Source organism: Rubrimonas cliftonensis (assembly GCF_900107585.1).
Classification (GTDB): domain Bacteria; phylum Pseudomonadota; class Alphaproteobacteria; order Rhodobacterales; family Rhodobacteraceae; genus Rubrimonas; species Rubrimonas cliftonensis.
This window is the reverse complement of record NZ_FNQM01000004.1, coordinates 306,752-327,177: the sequence shown is the minus strand read 5'-3', so window position 1 is coordinate 327,177 and position 20,426 is coordinate 306,752. Positions and strand designations below refer to the sequence as shown.

Here is a 20,426-nt window from a genome sequence, read left to right as displayed (position 1 = left end):
CGGGAGAGCAGCCATGACCGAGATCTTCAGCTACAGCGTGGATGACGGCGTCGCCGTGATCGCTTGGGATCTGCCCGGCGCGTCGATGAACGTGCTCACGCTCGACGGCGTCGCGCAGCTCGACGCCTGCGTTGACCGCGCGCTGGCCGACCCGGAGGTTCGCGGCGCGGTGATCGCGTCGGGCAAGCGCGACTTCGCCGGCGGCATGGACCTCGGCGTGATCGCGACGATGAAGGAGCGCGCCGGCGCCGACCCGGCCGCCGCCATCTTCGGCTTCGTGATGCAGCTGCACGGCGTGCTGCGCAAGATCGAGCGCGCCGGCGCCGACCCCAAGACCGGCAAGGGCGGCAAGCCCTTCGCCTGGGCGAGCCCCGGCACAGCGATGGGCATAGGGCTTGAGCTCGGCCTCGCCTGCCACCGCCGCTTCGCCGCCGACAACCCGAAGGCGAAGATCGGCCTGCCCGAGATACTCGTCGGCATCTTCCCCGGCGCCGGCGGCACGACGCGGCTCGTCCGGATGATGGGCGTGATGGCCGCCGCGCCGTTCCTGCTGGAGGGCAAGACGCCGGACCCCGCCCGCGCGAAGTCCGCGGGCCTGATCGACGAGGTGACGCCGCCCGACGCCCTGCTGGAGACGGCGAAGGCCTGGGCGCGCGGGGCCGGCGAGGCGGCGGCCGTCAAGCCGTGGGACCAGAAGGGCTACAAGCTGCCCGGCGGCGCGCCCTACACGCCCGCCGGCTTCCCCGTCTTCCTCGGCGCCGTCGCCATGACCCACGGCAAGAGCAGGGGCGCCTATCCCGCGCCCAAGGCGATGCTGAGCGCGGTCTACGAGGGCGCGCTGGTGGATTTCGACACCGCCATCCGCATCGAGGCGCGCTGGTTCACCTCCGTGCTGATGAACCCGTCCTCCGAGGCGATGATCCGCTCGCTCTTCATCGACAAGCAGGCGCTGGAGAAGGGCGCCTCGCGCCCGTTCGACGTGCCCGACCAGACGGTTAGGAAGCTCGGCGTGCTCGGCGCGGGGATGATGGGCGCCGGCGTCGCCTATGTCTCGCTGCTGGCCGGCATGGAGGTCGTGCTGATCGACCGCGACGCGGCCGCCGCCGAGCGCGGCCGCGCCACCGTGGAGAGCCTCTGCGACGGCGCGGTGAAGGCCCGGCGGCTCGACGCCGACGGCAGGGCCGCCACGCTCGCGCGGCTGACCGCCACCCCCGACTACGCCGCGCTGCAGGGCTGCGACCTCGTGGTGGAGGCGGTGTTCGAGGATCCGAGGATCAAGGCCGAGGCCACCGCCAAGGCCGAGGCGCATCTCGGCGGGAACGCCGTGTTCGCCACCAACACCTCCACCCTGCCGATCGGCGAACTGGCCAGGGCCAGCCGCGACCCCGCGCGCTTCATCGGCATCCATTTCTTCTCGCCGGTGCACAAGATGATGCTGGTCGAGATCATCAAGGGCGCGCAGACCGGCGACGTCGCGGTGGCCAAGGCGCTCGACTTCGTGCGCCAGCTTCGCAAGACGCCGATCGTCGTCAACGACGCGCGGTTCTTCTACGCCAACCGCTGCATCATCCCCTACATCAACGAGGGGCTGCGGATGATCGCCGAGGGCATGGCGCCCTCGCTGATCGACAACGCCGCGAAGATGCTGGGGATGCCGGTGGGCCCGCTGCAGCTCACCGACGAGACCTCGCTGGAGCTGGGGCTCTCCATCGCCCGCGCCACGAAGGCCGCCACGGGGGACGCCGACCCGGAGAACCCCGCCGACGCGCTGCTCGAGGCGCTGGTGGAGACGCACGGCCGCAAGGGCCGCAAGAACGGCAAAGGCCTCTACGACTACGACGACAGGGGCAAGCGGCTGGGCTTCTGGCCGGGGCTGGCCGGGATGCACCCGCACGCCCCCGAGCAGCCGCCGCTGGAGGACGTGCAGAACCGCCTGATGCTGGCGCAGGCGCTGGAGGCCGTGCGCGCCTATGAGGAGGGCGTGCTGACCGACATGCGCGAGGGCGATGTCGGCGCGATCCTGGGCTGGGGCTTCGCGCCGTGGTCGGGCGGGCCGTTCTCGTGGATCGACATGACCGGCCCGGCCCGCGTAGTCGCCATCTGCGACGACCTCGCGGCGCGCTGCGGCGCGCGCTTCGCGGCGCCGGCGCTCCTGCGCGAGACGGCGGCGGCGGGCGGCCGCCTCCGCGCCACGGCGACGGCGCGCGCCGCCTGAGTCCCGGCCGGCTTCCAGCTAAATTTCTTGCTACCGAACCGCTCTTAACGCGGCATTTGTGAGAAATCCTACAGCCTGCGGGCGAGATCGGCGGCACTGTCTTTGCCAGGACAGCGAGTCGCTCGCGCCCGCAGGAGACTGGAAATCATGGCGCTCGACTTGGACGCGGCCGCACTGTTCTTTATCGCAGCAGCGGTTTGCGTTGCCTATCTGATCATCTGCTTCGTCCTTTTGGGCGGCATACAGACGACCGCACGCCTCGCACAGCGGCTGGGCAGGACAGTGGGACGCGGATGCCGCGGCTCCGCCAAGGCTCGGCGCACGCGCCCGCGCAACAAGATCATCCTTTAGGCCCCACCAGCCGTGGAGGGCATCATGCGCCCAAACGCAAGAACTACCGCGCCCGAATTCATAGACTGGGTCATCACCCAGCCCGAAGTGCGCCGCCACGCGCTCGTGGACGGATGCGTGGTGGCGATCGGCGCCCATACGCTCGCGGCGCTGCGCGCGCGCGAGGACGTCGCCATCGCCCTGCGGACCGCGATGCGCCTGTCGGGCGCCGCCGGCACCGTGCTGGCCGACGGCTCGCCGATCGTCGTGAACGCCACCACGGTCTATCCCGCCGACGTGGCGCTGCTGAGCGGCGGCGGCATGGGCCAGCTCGGCGTGCAGGCCGATACGCCGGTCGTCATCTGCGACGTGCTCAGCCCGCTCCAGATTTCGGTCGACACCGCGCGCAAGCTCTCCGACTACTTCAGCCTGCCCAGCGTGCGGCACTACCTGCTCGTGGATGTCGAGCGCAGGCTGCTGATCCAGCACAGCCGCGCCGCCGGCCCGACGCCGGAGAGCGGCGTGCTGATCGAGTCGCGCGTGCTGCGGTCAGGCGTGGTCGAGCTCGGCGGGGTGGTCGAGCTCGGCGGCGTGGCGATGACGATCCGCGCGGAGGATCTGTTCGTCTCAGCCTGAGCGCGGGCCGTCCCGTCAGGCGGCGACGTCGTCCTCCAGGAACCCGCGGATGTTGTCCTCGAAGCTCGCGTCGGCGACGAAGCCGAGGCGCAGCGCGTGGTCGGGGCGAAGCCCGGCGCGCCAGCCCATGACGATGCGCTCGATCACCGGGTCGCGCTCCCATGTGATGCGCGTCGCGGCCTCCGGCCCGGCCACCCGCGTCATCGCCGCGATCATCTCGCCCACGGTGTCGCGCCGCCCCGGCAGCGCGAAGGCGCGGGTCGCGCCCAGCGCCGCGCCGTCGACCTCCGCGGCGTGGATCAGGTTGCGGATCACCACGCGCGGCGAGCAGTGCCAGATCGGGTAGTCCTCGCCCACCGGGCAGTTCGCGGTCTGGCCCTGCAACGGCTCGCGGAAGATCGACGACATGAAGGACGACGCCGCCGCGTTGGGCTTGCCCGGCCGCACCGTCACCGTCGGCAGCCGCACCGAGCGCCCGTCGATCAGCCCGCGGCGGGCGTGGTCGCTGACCAGCAGCTCGACCGCCGCCTTCTGCGCGCCGTAGGAGGTCTGCGGCTGCAGCGCGACGAAATCGTGCAGCGGGTCGGGCACGTCGCCGCCATAGACCGCCACCGACGAGGCGAAGACGAGAACCGGCGCCCCGCCGGCGGCGCGCGCGCCCTCCAGCACGTTGAGCGAGCCCTGCAGGTTCACGGCGAGACCCGTCTCCAGCTCCGCCTCGGCCTGGCCGGACACCACCGCGGCGAGGTGGAAGATCGCGTCCCACCCCTGCCCCAGCAGCGCAGCCGTCGCGGCGCGGTCGGTGATGTCGAGCGCCAGACCCTCGGCGCCGGACACCGGCTCCGGCGCGGCGAGATCGACCTGCGCCAGCCGCGAGATCGCCGCGCCGCGGAGACTTCCCCGCGCCGCGAGCGCGCCGGCGAGCTTGCGGCCGAGAAAGCCGCCGCCGCCAAGGATCAGCGCGCGCATCAGCCGAACGCCTTCGCGACCTGCATCTGCTCGCCGAGGCCCGCGATGCCGAGCTTCATCGTGTCGCCGGGCTTGAGGAAGACCTGCGGCTTCATGCCCATGCCCACGCCCTCCGGCGTGCCGGTGGCGATGACGTCCCCGGTGCGCAGCGTCATGAAGCGGCTCATGTAGCTGACGATATGGGCGACGCCGAAGATCATGTCCGAGGTGCTGCTGTCCTGCACCTTGCGCCCGTTCAGCTCCAGCCACAGCGGCAGGTTCTGCGGGTCGGCGATCTCGTCGGTCGTGACGAGCCATGGGCCGATGGGCGCGAAGCCGGGGGCGGATTTGCCCTTGACCCACTGGCCGCCCTTCTCGACCTGCCACTCGCGCTCGGAGAGGTCGTTGATCACGCAGTAGCCGGCGACATGCTTCAGCGCGTCGGCCTCGGACACATGGCTGCAGGGCGCGCCGATGACGACGCCAAGCTCAACCTCCCAGTCGGACTTCACGCTGTCCTTCGGGATCGTCACCGGATCGTTCGGCCCGGCGATGGTCGAGGTCGCCTTGTTGAACAAGATCGGCTCGGCCGGCGGCTTCGCCCCGGTCTCCGCGGCGTGGCGGGCGTAGTTGAGGCCGATGCACCAGAAGTTCGGCGTATCCGCCACGCAGGGGCCGATGCGCGGCGCGCCCTCGACCAGCGGCAGGCTCGACGGATCCAGGGCGCGGATCGCCTCGATGGCGGCGAGCGACACGCCCGCGCCGTTGAAGTCGGCGCAGCGACCCGACAGGTCGCGGACACGGCCCTCGGCGTCGAGCATTCCCGGCTTCTCTTCGCCCGCATTCCCGAAGCGCAACAGTTTCATGTTTTTCCCTCCCGTCAGGCGCCGCCGCGCCCCTTCCCGTCTCCGGTAAAGCACGATGGCCCGGCATCGCCAAGCGCCGGAGGCCGCCCTGAACCGGGCGAAGCATCAGGCGCCAGCGGGAACCTCCTGCGGCGCCGACAGCGCGCTCGTCGCGGCCCGGCCTCGTCGAAGACGGTCAAATCGGGAAAACATCCAGATCGCGTTAAACAATTGGCAATGGAAACTCGGCGAAAGCATCATGCATGATCCCGGCATTTCAGGAGGCCGACGTGCGTAAATGGTTCGGAAACGACTTGGACGATGCCCAGAACATGGCGGCGGTGGATGGCGCCTTCGCCGTCATCGAGTTCTCGCCCGACGGCGCCATCCTTCGCGCGAACGCGAATTTCCTCAGCGCGAGCGGCTTCAGCGAAGACGAGATCACCGGCCGCCACCATCGCATGTTCATGCCGGACGGCGCCGCGCAATCCGCCTGCTACGCCAAGTTCTGGGCGACGCTCGGCCGCGGCGAGCCGGTTTCGGGCCTGTTCGAGCGACGCAGGAAGGACGGCTCGCCGCTCTGGCTCGAAGCGAGCTACGCGCCGGTGAAGGACCGGCGCGGCCGGGTGCTCAGCGTCATCAAGGTCGCGCTCGACGTCACCGCGTCCCAACTTGTCCTCGGCGACGCCGCCGCCCAGCTCGCCGCGATATCGCGCAGCCAGGCGGTGATCGAATTCAAGCCCTGCGGCGAGATCCTGACAGCCAACGAAAACTTCCTCGCCGGGATCGGCTACGCCGAAGCGGAGATCGTCGGCAGACACCACCGCATTTTCGTCGATCCGGAGGAGGCCCGGTCGCCGGATTACGCGAGACTATGGCGCGACCTCGCCGACGGCCAACCGCAACAGGGCCAGTTCCGACGGATCACCAAGTCTGGGAAGGACATCTTCATCCAGGCGACCTACACGCCGATCCTCGACGCGCGGGGCAAGACCGTGAAGGTGGTGAAGTTCGCCACCGACATCACCGGGCGCGTCACGGCCCAGCAACTGCTGCGCGACAGGCTCGGCGACCTGGCGGACGGCGCGCTGGACGTCGCCATCGCCGAACGGCCTGATCCCGAGTTCACCGTCCTGTTTGAAGCCTTCAACGCCACCGTCGACCGCCTGCGGGAGATGGTCGGCGCGATTCGCGCGCTATCCGTCAAGGTCTCGGCGAGCGCGGACGCCATCGACGACGGCGCCACCTCGCTGTCGAGCCGCAGCGAAAGCCAGGCGGCGTCGCTGGAGGAGACCTCAGCGACGATGGAGCAGATCAGCGTCACCGCGGCCAACAGCGCCGGGTCGGCCAGGGCCGCGCGGACGACGTCCGAGGACGCCGCGGAGCGGACGGCGGCGGCGCGGGAGGCCGCCAGCGCGGCGACCGAGGCGATGCGCTCGATCCGCAGCGTCGCCGGGCGCATCGGCGAGATCAGCGGCGTCATCACCACCATCGCCTCGCAGACCAACCTGCTCGCGCTCAACGCCAGCGTCGAGGCGGCGCGCGCCGGCGAGGCCGGGCGCGGCTTCGCGGTGGTCGCCGCGGAGGTGCGCGACCTCGCCCAGCGCAGCGGCAAGGCGGCCAGCGACATCGCCAAGCTGGCGGACGAAAGCCGCGGGCACATCGACCGCGGTGTTGAGGTGGTCGAGCGGACGGGCGGCGCGCTCGGCCTGACGTCGGAGGCGATCCGCGAGGCGCTCGCCGCGTTCACCGAGATTTCCCAGGCGTCCACCGAGCAGGCGTCGGGCGTCACCGAGGTGTCCGCCAGCCTGCGCCAGCTTGACACGATCACCCAGGAGAACGCGGCGATGGCCGACCGCCTGTCGAACGACACGCGCGCGCTTCAGGCGCAGGCGGCGGAGCTCAACGGACTTGTCGCCGGGTTCCGCGAGAGCCGGCAAGAGCGCAGCGCGCTGGCCGCCTGAGCACGCCGACGCCCTCGCGCCCCTGCAGGCGGCGACGCCCCGCGCAGGTGCTCAGTGGTTGTCGCGCGGCAATGCCTCGGCGGCCCGCCGGTAGGCGGTGGCGAACTCCAGGCAACCGCCGTCCGACAGCTGGCCGACATGGGCTCGGTAGAGCTCCTGCCACGGCGTCTGGTTCCTCAGGTCCGGCGGCGACCACGCCGCGCGCCGGGCCTCGAACTCGGCCGCATCCACCAGCAGGTCGAGCCGCCCGGCGTTGAGGTCGAGCTTCACGCGGTCGCCGGTCCTGATGAAGGCGAGCCCGCCGCCGATGGCGGCCTCGGGCGAGGCGTTCAGGATCGAGGGCGACTCCGACGTGCCCGACTGCCGCCCGTCCCCCACCGTAGGCAGGTGGTTGACGCCCATCTGAAGCAGCGCGTCCGGCGGCTGCATGTTCACCACCTCCGCCGAGCCGGGATAGCCGACCGGGCCGACGCCGCGGATGAACAGCATGCAGTCCGCCGCGATCTGCAGGGAGGGGTCGTTGATGCGGTGGTGGTAGTCCTCCGGCCCCTCGAACACGATGGCGCGCGCCTCGTGGACGCCCTCCGCGCCGGGGTGCTGAAGGTAGCGGGTGCGAAAATCCTCCGAGATCACCGAGGTCTTCATCAGCGCGCTCTCGAAAAGGTTGCCGGTCAGCACGAGGAAGCCCGCCTTCTCGCGCAGCGGCTCGGAGACGGGGCGGATCACGTCGCGGTCTGTCGAGCGGCGCGCGCCGACATTGTCCTCCACGGTGCCGCCCGTGACCGTCAGCGCGTCGCCGTGCAGCAGGCCCGCCGCGCGCATCTCGCCCATAACCGCCGCCACGCCGCCCGCGCGGTGGAAGCCCTCGCCGAGATGGCTGCCGGCGGGCTGCATGTTCACCAGCAGCGGCAGGTCGTAGCCGATGGCCTGCCAGTCGCAGATGCTGATCTCGACGCCCGCATGGCGCGCGATGGCGGCGATGTGCGGCGGCGCATTGGTCGAGCCGCCGATGGCGGTGTTGACCATGATCGCGTTCTCCACCGCCTTGCGGGTGATGATCTTGGAGGGCCGGAGATCCTCCTTGACCATGTCGACGATGCGTCGGCCGGTGTGGTAGGCGGCGTCCATGCGCGCCTTGTAGGGCGCGGGGATCTGCGCCGTGCCCGGCAGCATCATGCCCAGCGCCTCGGCCAGCGCGTTCATGGTCGAGGCCGTGCCCATGGTGTTGCAGTGGCCGAGCGAGGGCGCCGCGGCGCAGACCCGCTCCATGAACTCGGGGTAGTCGATGAGGCCCTCGCCAAGCAGCCGGCGGCTCTCCCAGATGATCGTGCCCGAGCCCGCCAGCCTGCCGCGCCACCAGCCGTCGAGCATCGGCCCGCCGTTGAGGCAGATCGCCGGCAGGTCGACGGTTGCCGCGCCCATCAGCATCGCCGGCGTGGTCTTGTCGCAGCCGGTTGTGAGGATCACGCCGTCGATCGGGTAGCCGTGCAGCACCTCCACCAGTCCCAGATAGGCGAGGTTGCGGTCGAGCGCGGCGGTCGGTCGCTTGCCGGTCTCCTGGATGGGATGCACCGGGAACTCGATGGGCACGCCGCCGGCGTCCCGGATCCCCATCTTCATGCGCTCGGCGAGGAAGACGTGGATCTTGTTGCAGGGCGCGAGGTCGCTGCCGGTCTGGGCGATGCCGATCATCGGGCGGCCCGACTGAAGCTCCTCCCGCGTGTAGCCGTGGTTCTGGTAGCGCTCGACATAGAGCGCCGTCATGCCCGGATTGCCGGGATTGTCGAACCATTCCTGGCTGCGGAAGCGACGGTCGCGCGCCATGGGCCTTGCTCCGGCGAAGGGACAGACACGGGAAATCCCGCGTTTCTAAATCGATTAAGCCTTGGGCGACGGCGCCCGGTCAAGAGGCGCCCCGCCGCGCATGTCTCGTGCATCCGCGCGACGTCACCGCGGCGCGCCGATGGCCTAGGGTGACGTCAGGGAAGCCATGACGGCCCCCGCAACGCGTCATCGAGAAGGAGCACGCCATGCCCGGCCTCAGCCGGCGCCTGTTCGCGTGCGCGGCGGCATTCGCCCTCGCGCAGACCGCGGCGCCATCGCTCGCCATCGCCCAGGAAGACGCCCGATCCTGCGTCGGCCTGCTCTACTCCACTTCCGAGGATTTCCAGGCCTTCAACCCGCCGCCGGACGGCCCCGTGATCTCCGACGGTGATCTGCTGGCGCGTGCGCCCTCCGGCGCCGCGACGGTCTGCCGCCGCAACGCCGAGCTGATCCGCCGGTTCGACATCGACGGCGTCGACCTCGGGCTCGACGCCGTCCACGCCGTGCGCGAGGACGCCGAGAGCGAGCCGTCCCTCATCGCCTTCTCCACCGAACTCGACAGCCCCAACGGCGGACAGTTCACCGCCGGCGACCTGCTGTTCGACACCGGCGCGGCGATCCCCAACGTCGCGCTGCTGCAGCGCTTCGACGTGCGCCGCAGCCTCGACCTCGGCCTCGACGCGCTTCAGATCGTGGGCGAGCCCGAGAGCGTCCGCGGCTTCGCCGAGCGCGCCCGCGCCGCGGGAAGGGACGCCTTCGTCCAGAACCCCGGACTGTTGCTGGAGCTGTTCGAGAGCTTCGACGTGGACGTCTGGTTCTCGACCGAGGGCACGGCCCCGGAGCGCGACAAGCCGCTCTTTCTCGACGGCGACCTGCTCTCGGCGCGCACCGGCGCGATCGTGCGTCCGCAGACCGGGCTCTTCGCCATGCTGCCGGCGGGCATACCGGACCGCGGCGTGGACTATGGGCTCGACGCCTACACGATGGGCCTCGACCCGCTGGAGAACACGGTGATCGAGCTCATCTCGTCGGAGATCGTCGGGCGCGGCCGCACGACGTTCACGGACGGCGACGTGCTGTCGCCGGGGCCGAACCTCTACCTGCGCAACATCGACCTCATCGGGAACTTCGAGCCGCGCAGCTTCGACATGGGGCTCGATGCGCTGCACCTTCACGCCGGGCGCGTGGCGGACTGCGTCGCGCCGGGGATCACCGGGATCAGCGACGTCGCCATCGCCGACATCGACGCCAGCCCCATCGCAGGCGACGGCAAGACCGTGATCGACGACCGGCCCTTCGGCGGCGACATCCGCATCATCGGCTCGCTGCCCGACGCGGCGAACTGCCCCGACTTCGCCAACTACGAGTATCGCGTCGAGATCGACGACGGCGGCGGCTTCGACACGCCGATGCAGAAGGTCGCCGCGCACCCGGAGACCAACTTCTCGTCGGGCGCGGCCTGGCGGCGGATCGTGCGGCCGATGCCGGCCTCGCCCTGCCCGCCGGGGCCGAACGACGTCTACGCCTCGGACGCCGACGGCTGGTTCGCGGTGTCGGAGTACTCGAGGTGGCTCGTGGCGCCCTGCGGCTTCGGCCACGGCCCGGCGCTGGCGGTGTGGGACAGCGCCGTGTCGTTTCCTGTGGACGACGACGCGGCGCCCGGCGGCCCCTCGGTGGGCGACGTGCTGATCCGGGTGAAGATGCGCCCGGTCGGCGGCGGCGGGCCGACCTTCATCAGCAACGTCGTCAAGGTGCGCATCGACAACGAGCGCATCGACCTGCCGAACAACCTGCTGAGCCCGGCCACCGGCGACATGTGGTTCGACATCTATCTCGCCGGCGGCGCCGCGCCCATCGGCGACCAGTGCACGATCGAGGGCGAAGGCGCCGACGTCACGCTCGACCTGCAGGGCCGCGCCTTCGACGACCACTTCCTCGCCTACGACCTGAGCTGGAGCGGCGGCTACGTCGTGGGCCGGCACGCCGTGGCCTCGACGCCGGTCCTGTCGCGCAACTTCGACGGCGGGCGGCTCGACCTGACGGCGACCGGCACGCAGCCTCCGGGCTCGAACGCCATCCCGCTGGCCACGGCGTTCAACCTCTCGGCCGCCTACACCGCCGTCGCGAGCGCCCAGTCGCTGCCGGACACGGCCCTGCCCGACGTCTGCGGCTACACGATCTTCTACGGCGTGACCGAGCGCACGATCCTGCGCAACTTCGCGCCGAACGCCAACGTCGCCATTCCCGTCAACACGCGACGCGAGATGACGCGCTCCTTCTGCGTCACGCGCTGAGGCGGCGCCCCCCTTCTCTCCCCGGCCCGGCTTCGCCAGAGTGGCGCGCCGACAAGCAGGGGGGAGAAGAACAATGAACAGGATCGATCTTGAGGGCCGTCGCGCGGTGGTGACCGGCGGCGCGCAGGGCATCGGGCGGGCCGTGACCGAGCGCATGGTCGCCTCTGGCGCCAAGGTTCTGATCTGGGACCGCGAGCGCGGGCTCGCCGAGGCCGCCGCCGAGGCGATCGGGTGCGGCTTCGTACAGGTCGAGCTGACCGACTGGGACGCGGTGAAGTCCGCCAGCGCCCGCAGCGAGGCCGAGCTCGGCGGGGTGGACATCCTCGTTTGCAACGCCGGGATCGCGGGGCCGAACATGCCCGTCGCCGACTATGCGCCCGAGGACTGGCGACGCGTGATCGACGTCGACCTCAACGCCGTCTTCTACTGCCTCAAGGCGCTGACGCCGGGCATGGCGCAACGCGGCTACGGGCGCGTGGTCAACGTCGCCTCGGTGGCGGGCAAGGAGGGCAACCCCAACGCCAGCGCCTACTCCGCGGCAAAGGCCGGCGTGATCGCGCTCACCAAGTCGCTCGGCAAGGAGCTTGCGGGCAGGGACGTCGCGGTGAACTGCGTCACGCCCGCCGCGGCGAAGACCGCGATCTTCGACCAGATGACCGAGGAGCACATCGCCTTCATGCTGTCGAAGATCCCCCGCGGGCGCTTCGTCACGGTCGACGAGGTCGCCGCGATGATCGTCTGGCTCTGCTCGGCGGAGAACAGCTTCACCACCGGCGGCGTGTTCGACCTAAGCGGCGGCCGCGCGACCTACTGAGCTTCGTCAAAGCCCCGTCGCGCTGCGCCGCACCGCGACCGCGTGGCCGAAATCGGTCGGCGCCTGGGCCCGCATCAGGGTCGCGGCGCCGTCCTGGTTGACCGAGAACCACGCGGTGAACGGCTGGTCGGGCTGGCGCAGGTGCTTGTCCTTGTAGCCGGCGACGCGCCGGAAGCGCCCCTCGCAGCGCAGCGTGCCGCCGCTCTCGACCGCCGGGCCGAGAAGCAGGTCGAAGCGGCGCCGGCTGTCGAAGACGCTGAGCGTCCGGTCGCAGACCGCCGCCGCCGGAGCGGGGGCCAGCGCGGCTACGGCGGCGCTCAGCGGGTCGAGCGCGTCGCCCATCGCCGCGAGGTCGGCGTCGTAGTCGCGCGCGCGCAGCGGCGGCTCGGCCGCCAGCGCCAGCCCAGTGGCGCCGAAATCCATCTCGACGCGCTGGGCGGCGTCGCCGAAGCGGCCGTCGGCGACAAAGGCCTCCGGCGCCAGCCCCCGCGGCGTGTCGGCGCCGAACGCCTCCGCCTCCGCGGCGCCGGGAAAGAGCCAGCTCGCAAGCCCCGCCGCCTCCATCCGCGCGCTCGCGGCGTAGCGCGCGCCGCCGCGCTCGACGCCGAGGGTCAGCGCGCCGACCTTCAGGCCGCCGATGTACACCTCGTAGGACGCCTCGAAGGGCGCGCCCGTCTCCGGCGCCGGCGTCTCCGCCGAAACCGGCGCCGCCGCGGCAAGAAACAGCGCCAGGGCGGCGCGCATGGCTGCAGTCATCCAATTGTTCTCCCTGCTCTCGCGCGCGCCCGGGGCAGTTGCGGCGACGCGACGTTCCACTATCAGTGGGGCGTTTTCGGGATGTGGGCGCGAACGGGCCGCGGCGCAAATGAGCGAGACGTCACAAACGACGGCGTGGGCGGACGACCCGCTCGCGCTCGCCCGGCGCGTCGCCGCCGGCGAGCGGCGGGCGCTGGCCCGGGCGATCACGCTCGTCGAATCGACCCGCGGCGCGGATCGCGACGCGGCGCAGGCGCTGCTGGCCGCCCTGCCCCGGCATGAGACCACGCTGCGGCTTGGCCTCTCCGGCAGCCCCGGCGTCGGCAAGTCGACCTTCATCGAGGGGCTCGGCTGCGCGCTCACGGCGCGCGGCAGGCGGGTGGCGGTGCTGGCGGTGGACCCCTCCTCGACGCGCTCGGGCGGCTCGATCCTCGGCGACAAGACGCGGATGGAGCGGCTCGCGCGCGACCCCGCCGCCTTCATCCGGCCCTCGCCCTCGGGCGGCGGCCTCGGCGGCGTGGCGCGGCGCACGCGCGAGGCGATCCTGCTCGTGGAGGCCGCGGGCTTCGACGCCGTGATCGTCGAGACCGTGGGGGTCGGCCAGTCCGAGACCATGGTGGCGGAGATGACCGACGTCTTCGCCCTGCTCGTCGGCCCGGGCGGCGGCGACGACCTGCAGGGCGTCAAGCGCGGCGTGATGGAGATCGCCGATCTCGTGGTCGTGAACAAGGCCGACGGAGACCTCGCTCCCGCCGCCGCCCGCACCGCGACCGACTACGCCGGCGCCCTGCGCCTGATCCGCCCAAAGCCCGGCGACCCCGAAGGCTGGCCCCGCGCCATGACCTGCTCGGCGCTCACCGAGACCGGCGTCGTCGCGGTATGGGACGCCGCGGAGGCGCTCGACGCCGCCCGCGCGGCCACTGGCGCGAAGGCGCGGGCGCGGCGGGCGCAGGCGGCGCGCTGGTTCCGCTTCGAACTGGAGGAGGGGCTCAGGGCCGCCCTCGCCGCGCATGCCCCTTCGGCAGACCTCGCCCGCGCCATGGAGCGCGCCGTGGCCGAAGGCGAGACGACCCCCGCCGCGGCGGCGCAACGCGTGCTCGCGCGCTTCCTGGAACTGTGACGCCGCCCTTGCGCGCCGGGCCTGCCGCGCGTATAGGCCCCGCTCCCATGAGACCCGTCCGGCCGGTATGGGCTGCCGCGTCGGGTCATTGTCAGTTCTTCGATCAGGAGACCGAAATGCCCAAGATGAAGACGAAGTCGGGGGCCAAGAAGCGATTCAAGGTCACCGCCACCGGCCGCGTGAAGGTCGCGCAGGCCGGCAAGCGCCACGGCATGATCAAGCGGACGACCAAGTTCATCCGCAACGCCCGCGGAACCACTGTTCTGTGCAAGCCTGACGAGAAGATCGTCAAGCAGTTCCTGCCCTACGCGTAAGGAGGCGATGACCCATGTCCCGAGTTAAACGCGGCGTCACCGCCCACGCCCGCCACAAAAAGGTCCGCGACGCGGCCAAGGGCTATTTCGGCCGGCGCAAGAATGTCTTCCGCGTCGCCAAGCAGGCGGTCATCCGCGCCGAGGAATACGCGACGCGCGACCGGAAGACCCGCAAGCGCAACTTCCGCGCGCTGTGGATCCAGCGGATCAACGCCGCCGTGCGCGAAGTCGACGAGAGCCTCAGCTACTCGCGCTTCATCGACGGGCTGACCAAGGCCGGCGTCGAGGTAGACCGCAAGGTGCTGTCGGATCTCGCCGTGCACGAGCCCGCCGCCTTCGCCGCCGTCGTCGGCAAGGCCAAGGCCGCGCTGGCCCAGGCGTCGGCCTGATCGCGCGCTTGAAAACCGGCGCCCTTGGCGCCATGACCAGCCTCAGCGCCCGCCGGACCATGTGTCGGCGGGCTTTCAAACTTTGACGCAGGGATCCTATGGCCAAGGAAGAAACGCTTGAGTTTCCGGGGGTCGTGGTCGAGCTGCTGCCCAACGCCACGTTCCGGGTGGAGCTTGAGAACGGCCATGAGATCATCGCCCACACCGCCGGCAAGATGCGCAAGAACCGCATCCGCGTGCTGGCCGGGGACAAGGTGCAGGTCGAGATGACGCCTTACGACCTCACCAAGGGGCGGATCACCTATCGTTTCAAGTGACGTGCGGCTGATCCTCGGCTCGGCCTCGCCGCGCCGCGCCGCGCTGCTGGCGCAGATCGGCGTCAGACCCGATGCGGTGAGCCCGGCGGACATCGACGAGGCGCCCCGCCCCGCCGAACTCCCCCGACGCTATGTCGAGCGCATGGCGCGCGAGAAGGCCGCCGCCGTGGCGGCGGAGCCGCTGGCGCTGGTGCTGACGGCGGACACGGTGGTTTTCGCAGGCCGGCGCATCCTCGGCAAGCCCGAGACGGAGGGCGAGGCCGTCCAGTTCCTCATGCTGCTGTCGGGGCGGCGCCACCGGGTCGCCACCGCCGTGGCGCTGCGCCGCGGCGAGACGATCGCGCTGCGGCTGGTCGAAACGGTCGTGCGCTTCAAGCGGTTGTCCGACATGGAGATCTCGGCCTACATCCGGTCGGGCGAATGGCGCGGCAAGGCCGGCGGCTACGCGATCCAGGGTATCGGCGCGGCCTTCATCCCGTCGATCAACGGCAGCTACACCGCCGTCGTCGGCCTTCCGCTGACCGAGACGGCGGCGCTGCTCGCAGGCGCGGGCTACCCGGTGAGCTACGAGGGAGAGGCGGCGTGAGGGGCGTGGCGGCGGCGGTGGAGAATGTGGGCGGCGCGCTGGTGGCGGCGCGCGTGGTCGACGGCGCGCTCGACGATCTCTACGTCGACTCGCCGCCGAGCGACCTCACGCCGCAGCCCGAGGCCATGTACTGGGGCCGCGTCGACCGCGCGGCGCCGGCGATCGGCGCCGCCTTTGTCGCGCTGCCCGACGGCCAGCGCGGCTGGCTGCGCGGCGCCGACCGCAAGGCCGGCGAGATGGTGGGCGTGCAGGTCTCGCGCTGGGCGGAGGCCGGCAAGGCCGCGCCGCTCACCGACCGGCCCATCCTCAAGGGCGCGCTGGCGCTGCTGACGCCCGGCGCGCCGGGGGTCAACCTCGCCCGCTCCATCAAGGGCCACGAGACGCGCGAACGCCTGACCGCCGTCGCCGGGGCGGCGCTGGCCGGCGCGGGCGAGGATGTCGGCCTCGTCATCCGCAGCGCCGCCGGCGACGCCGACGAGGCTGCGCTGACCGCCGAGATCGCCGCCCTGCGCGCGGCCTTCGACGCGGTTCAGGAGCAACCGGCGGGCCGCGAGCCGAGCCTGCTGCGCGCCGCGCCCGACGCCGAGGCGCGCGCCCGGCGCGACTGGGCCGACGCCGACTGGCTCGACGGGCCGGAGCCCTTCGAGCGGCTCGGCGTGTGGGACGCGATAGAGGCGCTGCGCTCGCCGCGGGTCACCCTGCCCGGCGGCGGCTGGATGAGCGTGGAGGCGACGGCCGCGCTGGTGGCCGTCGACGTCAACACCGGCGAGGACTTCTCCAAGACCGCCTCGCAGACGGCCAACCTCGCCGCCTGCGCCGCCCTGCCCCGCGCGCTGCGGCTGCGCGGCTTCGGCGGCCTCGTCTACATCGACTTCGCGCCGCTGAAGAAGGGCGCGCGGCAGGGCGTGGACCTCGCGCTGAAGCGCGCCTTCGCCGTCGATCCGGTCGAGACGCAGGTCGTCGGCTGGACGCCGGCCGGCGCGGTGGAGCTCCAGCGCAAGCGCGAGCGCCGGCCGACCATGGCGCTGATCCGTGGCTGAGGCCGGCGCCTGCCCGATCTGCGGCCAGCCGCGCCACGCGCGGTTCCGCCCGTTCTGCTCGCGCCGCTGCGCCGACCTCGACCTCGTGAAGTGGCTCAAGGGCGACTACGCCGCGCCCGGCGAACCGGTCGACGAGGGCGATCTCGCCGGCGAGCGGTCGCGCGGTGGGGACGACCCGCGCCGCTGACGGCGCCGCTCAGGCCGTGAAGTCGTAGGCGTGAAGCCCGGCGCCCTCGCGCCGCAGCCAGGCCCGCCGCGCCCGATAGTCGGGGCAGAGCCGCGCGACCAGCGCCCAGAACGCCGGCCCGTGGTTCATCTCGCGCAGATGCGCCGCCTCGTGGATCGCGACGTACTCCTGCACCGCGACCGGGGCCATCGCGAGACGCCACGAGAAGGCGAGATCGCCCTGCGAGGTGCATGAGCCCCAGCGCGAGCGGGTGTCGCGCAGGCTGATGCGGCCATGGCGCGCACCCAGCATCGCCGCGGCCTTTCCGGCGGACTGCGCGAACCTTCCCTGCGCGCGGAGTTTCAGGAAGGCGGCGACCGCCGGGCCGGCGTTCCGCGTGGGCGTGAGAAGCCCCGCCTCGCGCAGGACGCAGGGGCCGCGCGCCCTGCCGCTGTCGATGACGCGCACGGGCGCGCCGTCGAGCATGATCGCGGCGCCGGGCGCGACCTTCACCCGCTCCGGCGCGCGGGAGAGCGCGTCGCGCAGCCAGCCCGACTGGCGGAGCAGGAAGCGCCGCGTATCGGCGTCCGGCGCGGCCGCCGGCGCCGTCAGCCGCGCCTCGCCGCCGCGCACCGACAGGGTGAAGCGCCGCGCCCGCGCCGAGCGCGTCAGCCGCACCAGCACCTCGGGGTCGTCGAGCCGGATGATCTCGGCGGACATCGGCGCGCCCTCCCGCGCCGCGCCGGTCAGGCGGCCTTCGGGCCGCCGCGCACGAACGAGCGCCGCGCGCGGATGAAGTCCCTGATGCGCGGCTGGATGTGCTGGCGGAACCGCGTGCCGTTGAAGACGCCGTAATGCCCGACCTTCGCCTGGATGTAGCTGGTCTTCTTCTCGGCGGGCAGGTTGCGGCACAGCTCCAGCGCCGCCTCGGTCTGGCCACGGCCGGTGATGTCGTCCGCCTCGCCCTCGATGCAGAACAGCCCGACGTCGGTGATCGCGCCGAGATCGACGGCGGCGCCGCGATGGGTGAACTCGCCCTTCGGCAGCGCGTGCTTCTGGAACACCGTCTCGACCGTCTGGAGATAGAACTCGGCCGTCAGGTCCATCACCGCGAGATACTCGTCGTAGAAGGCGCGGTGCGAGGCCGCGCTGTCGCCGTCGCCGCGCACCAGGTTGCGGAACTGCTTCACATGGGCGTCCACATGGCGGTCGAGGTTCATGGACATGAAGCCCGAGAGCTGCAGGAAGCCGGGATAGACCCGCCGCATGAAGCCGGGGTTCGGGAAGGGCACGGTGGTGACGACGTTCTTCTCGAACCAGGAAAGCGGCCGCGAGGTCGCCAGCACGTTCGGCTCGGTAGGGCTCACGCGGGTGTCGATGGGCGAGCCCATCAGCACCAGCGAGGCCGGGCGGTGCGGCGCCTTGATCGCCGACATGATGGCGGTGGAGGCCAGCGCCGGCACGCCGGGCTGGCAGACGCCCATGACCGCCGGGCGCTCGCCGTCCTGCGCCAGGAACTCGCAGAACTCGGCGATGTAGTCGATGTAGTCGTCTAGATCGAAGCGCCCCTTGGCGAGCGGCACGCTGCGCGCGTCGATCCAGTCGGAGATGTAGACGTCGTGCTCCGGCAGCATCGCCTCGACGGTGCCGCGCAGCAGCGTCGCGAAGTGGCCCGAAAGCGGCGCGAGGATCAGCACCTTGGGGTCGTTGCGTACGGCGGCGAGCGTCGATTTGCGCTTGAAGTGCAGCAGGTCGCAGAACGGCTTGCGGAGGACGACCTCCTCGACGATGTCGACCGTCTCGCCGGCGATCTCGGTCGTCTCGATCCCGAATTCGGGCTTGCCGTAGCGGCGCGTGGCGTTGACGAACATCTCGAAGGCGGCGGCGGTGGCGCGGAACCCGAGGGACACGTGCAGCGGATTGACCGGGTTTCTGAGGGCCTGAGCCCCTAGCTGCGCCGCGGCGCGGAACGGCGAAACAGCCGCATGGGTCAGTTCATAGGCGTGATAGAGCACGATGTTTCCCGCCGGGCCATGAAGATTTTGCATACGTTACGCGGCGGATATTAACGGGACAAGGCGATTTCGCAGATGCGAAGGCCGCGCTGACGCCGCACGGGCGCCGCGGTTCCGCACCGATCAAGGTCGCCCGGAGCCGGTGGCGGCGCTTGAAACGGGGGCCGAATCGCGCGAACGGCTGGTCATGTCCCAAGGATGGAGTCCGCTCTGGAACGCCGGCTGGCTGATCGCGTCGCACGCCGTCGCGGCGATGCTCGCCGTCGTCCTCGGCCTCGTGCAGCTTCTCGGGCCGAAGGGGTCGCAGGCGCACCGGGCGCTCGGCTGGCTCTGGGTCGCCCTGATGCTGTGGACGGCTGGCGGCAGCCTGTGGATCCACACGATGCGCGCCTTCGGGCCGTTCAGCGCGATCCACGCCCTGTCGCTCATCGTGCTGGCGACGACGCCGCTGGCGGCGCTCCACGGCCGGGCCGGACGCGTCGCGCGGCATCGGACGGGTATGATCATGCTCTACCTCTTGGCGCTGCTGCTTGCGGGCCTCTTCACGCTGGCGCCCGGCCGTGTGATGCATCGCGTCGTGTTCGGCGCGGGTTGACGCGCGCCGCAGGAGACCCGAACCGATGCAGGACGCGCCCCGCCCCGCCGCCCATGACCCCGCGCCGCTGACGCCCCGCGTCGCCGCGCTGCCGGCGACAGTGCCCTTCGTCGGCCCCGAGGCGCAGGAGCGCGCCCGAGGCCGCCCGTTCCGCGCGCGGCTCGGCGCCAACGAGAGCGGTTTCGGCCCGGCGCCGGAGGCGGTGGAGGCGATGGCGCGCGCGGCGGCGGAGGCCTGGGCCTACGGCGACCCCGAGATGCTCGACCTGCGCGCCGCCATCGGCGCGCGCCACGGGCTCGGCCCAGAGCATGTCGTGGTCGGCGAGGGCATCGACGGCCTGCTCGGCGTTTCGGCGCGGCTGTTTCTGGAGCCGGGACGCGCCGCCGTCACCTCGCTCGGCGCCTACCCGACGTTCAACTATCACGTCGCCGGCGTCGGCGCGCGGCTGGCGACCGTCCCCTATCGCGACGACCGGGAGGACGCCGCGGCGCTGGCGGCGGCGGCGCGGGCCGAGGGCGCCTCGCTGCTCTACTTCGCCAACCCCGACAACCCGATGGGCTCGGTAGCGACGCCGGCGGAGGTCTCGGCGCTGGTCGATGCGCTGCCGCCGGGCTGCCTGCTGCTGCTCGACGAGGCCTATGCGGAGTTCATGGACCCTGCGGCCCTGCCCGCGGTCGACCCCGCGCACCCGCGGGTGATCCGCCTGCGCACCTTCTCCAAGGCGATGGGGCTGGCGGGGCTGCGTGTCGGCTACGCCCTGACGGCGCCGGAGACGGCGCGCGCCTTCGACCGGCTGCGCAACCATTTCGGCGTCGGCCGCGTGGCGCAGGCGGGCGCGCTCGCGGCGACCGCCGCGACGGGGTGGCTGGAGGATGTCGTCGCGCGCACCGCTCGCGCCAGGGCGCGCATCGCCGAGGTCGCCGCCGCCAGCGGCCTGAGCGCGCTGCCCTCCGCGACGAACTTCGTCGCGGTGGACTGCGGCGCCGACGGCGACCTTGCCCGCGCAGTCCTGCAGGAGCTGCTCGCGCGGGACGTCTTTGCGCGGATGCCCGGGCCCGCGCCGCTCGACCGCTGCATCCGCGTCACCGCCGGGCCCGACGCCGCGCTCGACGTGTTCGAGGCGGCGCTCCCGGAGGCGCTGGCCGCCGCCCGACGCCGGGTCTGATGCTGCGGCGCAGCGAGGCGCCGGACCGCACCGGCGCCGTTTTCTGCGCCACTATGCGCGGACCTGGCGTTCCCACAGCCGCTCAGGCGCGCC

The 20,426-nt window shown here is 71.9% G+C and carries 21 protein-coding genes; 15 read left to right on the top strand and 6 right to left on the bottom strand.

Annotated features, from left to right (window positions below; translation table 11 throughout):
- The first annotated feature begins 13 nt into the window (after positions 1-13).
- The 3 genes from BLW43_RS09875 (at position 14) to BLW43_RS09865 (ending at position 3,181) form a co-directional block, all read left to right on the top strand.
- The gene (locus BLW43_RS09875) at positions 14-2,215 is read left to right on the top strand and encodes a 3-hydroxyacyl-CoA dehydrogenase NAD-binding domain-containing protein (RefSeq protein WP_093252480.1); all 2,202 of its coding nucleotides are present in this window, start codon (positions 14-16) and stop codon (positions 2,213-2,215) included.
- A gap of 147 nt (positions 2,216-2,362) precedes the next feature.
- The gene (locus tag BLW43_RS09870; RefSeq protein WP_093252476.1) at positions 2,363-2,566 is read left to right on the top strand and encodes a hypothetical protein; all 204 of its coding nucleotides are present in this window, start codon (positions 2,363-2,365) and stop codon (positions 2,564-2,566) included.
- A 24-nt stretch (positions 2,567-2,590) separates the two neighbouring features.
- On the top strand, positions 2,591-3,181 hold the full coding sequence (locus tag BLW43_RS09865; protein ID WP_093252475.1) for a Uma2 family endonuclease: 591 nt from the start codon (positions 2,591-2,593) through the stop codon (positions 3,179-3,181).
- A gap of 15 nt (positions 3,182-3,196) precedes the next feature.
- Here BLW43_RS09865 and denD read toward each other — a convergent pair whose 3' ends face one another.
- The gene (gene denD, locus BLW43_RS09860) at positions 3,197-4,150 is read right to left on the bottom strand and encodes a D-erythronate dehydrogenase (RefSeq protein WP_093252472.1); all 954 of its coding nucleotides are present in this window, start codon (positions 4,148-4,150) and stop codon (positions 3,197-3,199) included.
- Positions 4,150-4,995, bottom strand: coding sequence for a fumarylacetoacetate hydrolase family protein (locus tag BLW43_RS09855; RefSeq protein WP_093252470.1), 846 nt, complete (start codon positions 4,993-4,995; stop codon positions 4,150-4,152). The genes denD and BLW43_RS09855 overlap by 1 nt, the downstream gene beginning before the upstream one ends.
- Positions 4,996-5,288: 293 nt before the next feature.
- Here BLW43_RS09855 and BLW43_RS09850 point away from each other — a divergent pair, with 293 nt between their 5' ends.
- On the top strand, positions 5,289-6,938 hold the full coding sequence (locus BLW43_RS09850; RefSeq protein WP_175478833.1) for a methyl-accepting chemotaxis protein: 1,650 nt from the start codon (positions 5,289-5,291) through the stop codon (positions 6,936-6,938).
- Positions 6,939-6,989: 51 nt separating this feature from the next.
- Here the strand turns inward: BLW43_RS09850 and BLW43_RS09845 are convergent, their stop codons facing one another.
- Complete coding sequence (locus BLW43_RS09845; RefSeq protein ID WP_093252465.1) at positions 6,990-8,762, bottom strand: IlvD/Edd family dehydratase; 1,773 nt, start codon at positions 8,760-8,762, stop codon at positions 6,990-6,992.
- A gap of 206 nt (positions 8,763-8,968) precedes the next feature.
- Here BLW43_RS09845 and BLW43_RS09840 point away from each other — a divergent pair, with 206 nt between their 5' ends.
- A complete protein-coding gene (locus BLW43_RS09840; protein WP_093252463.1) occupies positions 8,969-11,056 on the top strand; it encodes a hypothetical protein in 2,088 nt (695 codons plus the stop codon).
- A gap of 73 nt (positions 11,057-11,129) precedes the next feature.
- Positions 11,130-11,870, top strand: a complete 741-nt coding sequence (locus BLW43_RS09835) for an SDR family NAD(P)-dependent oxidoreductase (RefSeq protein ID WP_093252460.1) — start codon at positions 11,130-11,132, stop codon at positions 11,868-11,870.
- Between the two features lie 6 nt (positions 11,871-11,876).
- On the opposite strand, the gene BLW43_RS09830 is transcribed toward BLW43_RS09835, so the two are convergent.
- Positions 11,877-12,626, bottom strand: coding sequence for a DUF3108 domain-containing protein (locus BLW43_RS09830; protein ID WP_093252458.1), 750 nt, complete (start codon positions 12,624-12,626; stop codon positions 11,877-11,879).
- A gap of 109 nt (positions 12,627-12,735) precedes the next feature.
- On the opposite strand from BLW43_RS09830, the gene meaB reads away from it, so the two are divergent.
- The 7 genes from meaB (at position 12,736) to BLW43_RS09795 (ending at position 16,579) form a co-directional block, all read left to right on the top strand.
- Positions 12,736-13,746 carry a methylmalonyl Co-A mutase-associated GTPase MeaB gene (meaB, locus tag BLW43_RS09825; protein ID WP_093252455.1) on the top strand — a complete coding sequence of 337 codons (1,011 nt, stop codon included), beginning with the start codon at positions 12,736-12,738 and terminating at the stop codon, positions 13,744-13,746.
- A gap of 116 nt (positions 13,747-13,862) precedes the next feature.
- Positions 13,863-14,060, top strand: a complete 198-nt coding sequence (gene rpmI / locus BLW43_RS09820) for a 50S ribosomal protein L35 (protein ID WP_093252452.1) — start codon at positions 13,863-13,865, stop codon at positions 14,058-14,060.
- A gap of 14 nt (positions 14,061-14,074) precedes the next feature.
- Positions 14,075-14,449: a 50S ribosomal protein L20 gene (gene rplT, locus BLW43_RS09815; RefSeq protein ID WP_093252450.1), complete on the top strand. Its 375-nt coding sequence runs from the start codon at positions 14,075-14,077 to the stop codon at positions 14,447-14,449.
- Positions 14,450-14,547: 98 nt separating this feature from the next.
- Positions 14,548-14,766 carry a translation initiation factor IF-1 gene (gene infA, locus BLW43_RS09810; RefSeq protein ID WP_093252447.1) on the top strand — a complete coding sequence of 73 codons (219 nt, stop codon included), beginning with the start codon at positions 14,548-14,550 and terminating at the stop codon, positions 14,764-14,766.
- 1 nt (position 14,767) lies between these two features.
- Entirely contained in the window at positions 14,768-15,352 is a 585-nt protein-coding gene (locus BLW43_RS09805; RefSeq protein ID WP_093252445.1) for a Maf family protein, read from the top strand.
- Positions 15,349-16,392, top strand: a complete 1,044-nt coding sequence (locus BLW43_RS09800; protein ID WP_245730992.1) for a ribonuclease E/G — start codon at positions 15,349-15,351, stop codon at positions 16,390-16,392. The genes BLW43_RS09805 and BLW43_RS09800 overlap by 4 nt, the downstream gene beginning before the upstream one ends.
- Complete coding sequence (locus tag BLW43_RS09795) at positions 16,385-16,579, top strand: DNA gyrase inhibitor YacG (RefSeq protein WP_093252442.1); 195 nt, start codon at positions 16,385-16,387, stop codon at positions 16,577-16,579. The genes BLW43_RS09800 and BLW43_RS09795 overlap by 8 nt, the downstream gene beginning before the upstream one ends.
- A 9-nt stretch (positions 16,580-16,588) precedes the next feature.
- On the opposite strand, the gene BLW43_RS09790 is transcribed toward BLW43_RS09795, so the two are convergent.
- Together BLW43_RS09790 and BLW43_RS09785 are read right to left on the bottom strand one after the other, a co-directional pair.
- Entirely contained in the window at positions 16,589-17,278 is a 690-nt protein-coding gene (locus tag BLW43_RS09790; protein WP_093252440.1) for a M48 family metallopeptidase, read from the bottom strand.
- 26 nt (positions 17,279-17,304) lie between these two features.
- Positions 17,305-18,573: a polyhydroxyalkanoate depolymerase gene (locus BLW43_RS09785; protein ID WP_093252728.1), complete on the bottom strand. Its 1,269-nt coding sequence runs from the start codon at positions 18,571-18,573 to the stop codon at positions 17,305-17,307.
- 187 nt (positions 18,574-18,760) lie between these two features.
- Between BLW43_RS09785 and BLW43_RS09780 the strand changes: the two genes are divergently transcribed.
- Positions 18,761-19,168: a DUF2306 domain-containing protein gene (locus tag BLW43_RS09780; protein WP_093252725.1), complete on the top strand. Its 408-nt coding sequence runs from the start codon at positions 18,761-18,763 to the stop codon at positions 19,166-19,168.
- A gap of 25 nt (positions 19,169-19,193) precedes the next feature.
- Positions 19,194-20,333 carry a pyridoxal phosphate-dependent aminotransferase gene (locus tag BLW43_RS09775; protein ID WP_093252437.1) on the top strand — a complete coding sequence of 380 codons (1,140 nt, stop codon included), beginning with the start codon at positions 19,194-19,196 and terminating at the stop codon, positions 20,331-20,333.
- Positions 20,334-20,426 lie beyond the last annotated feature (93 nt).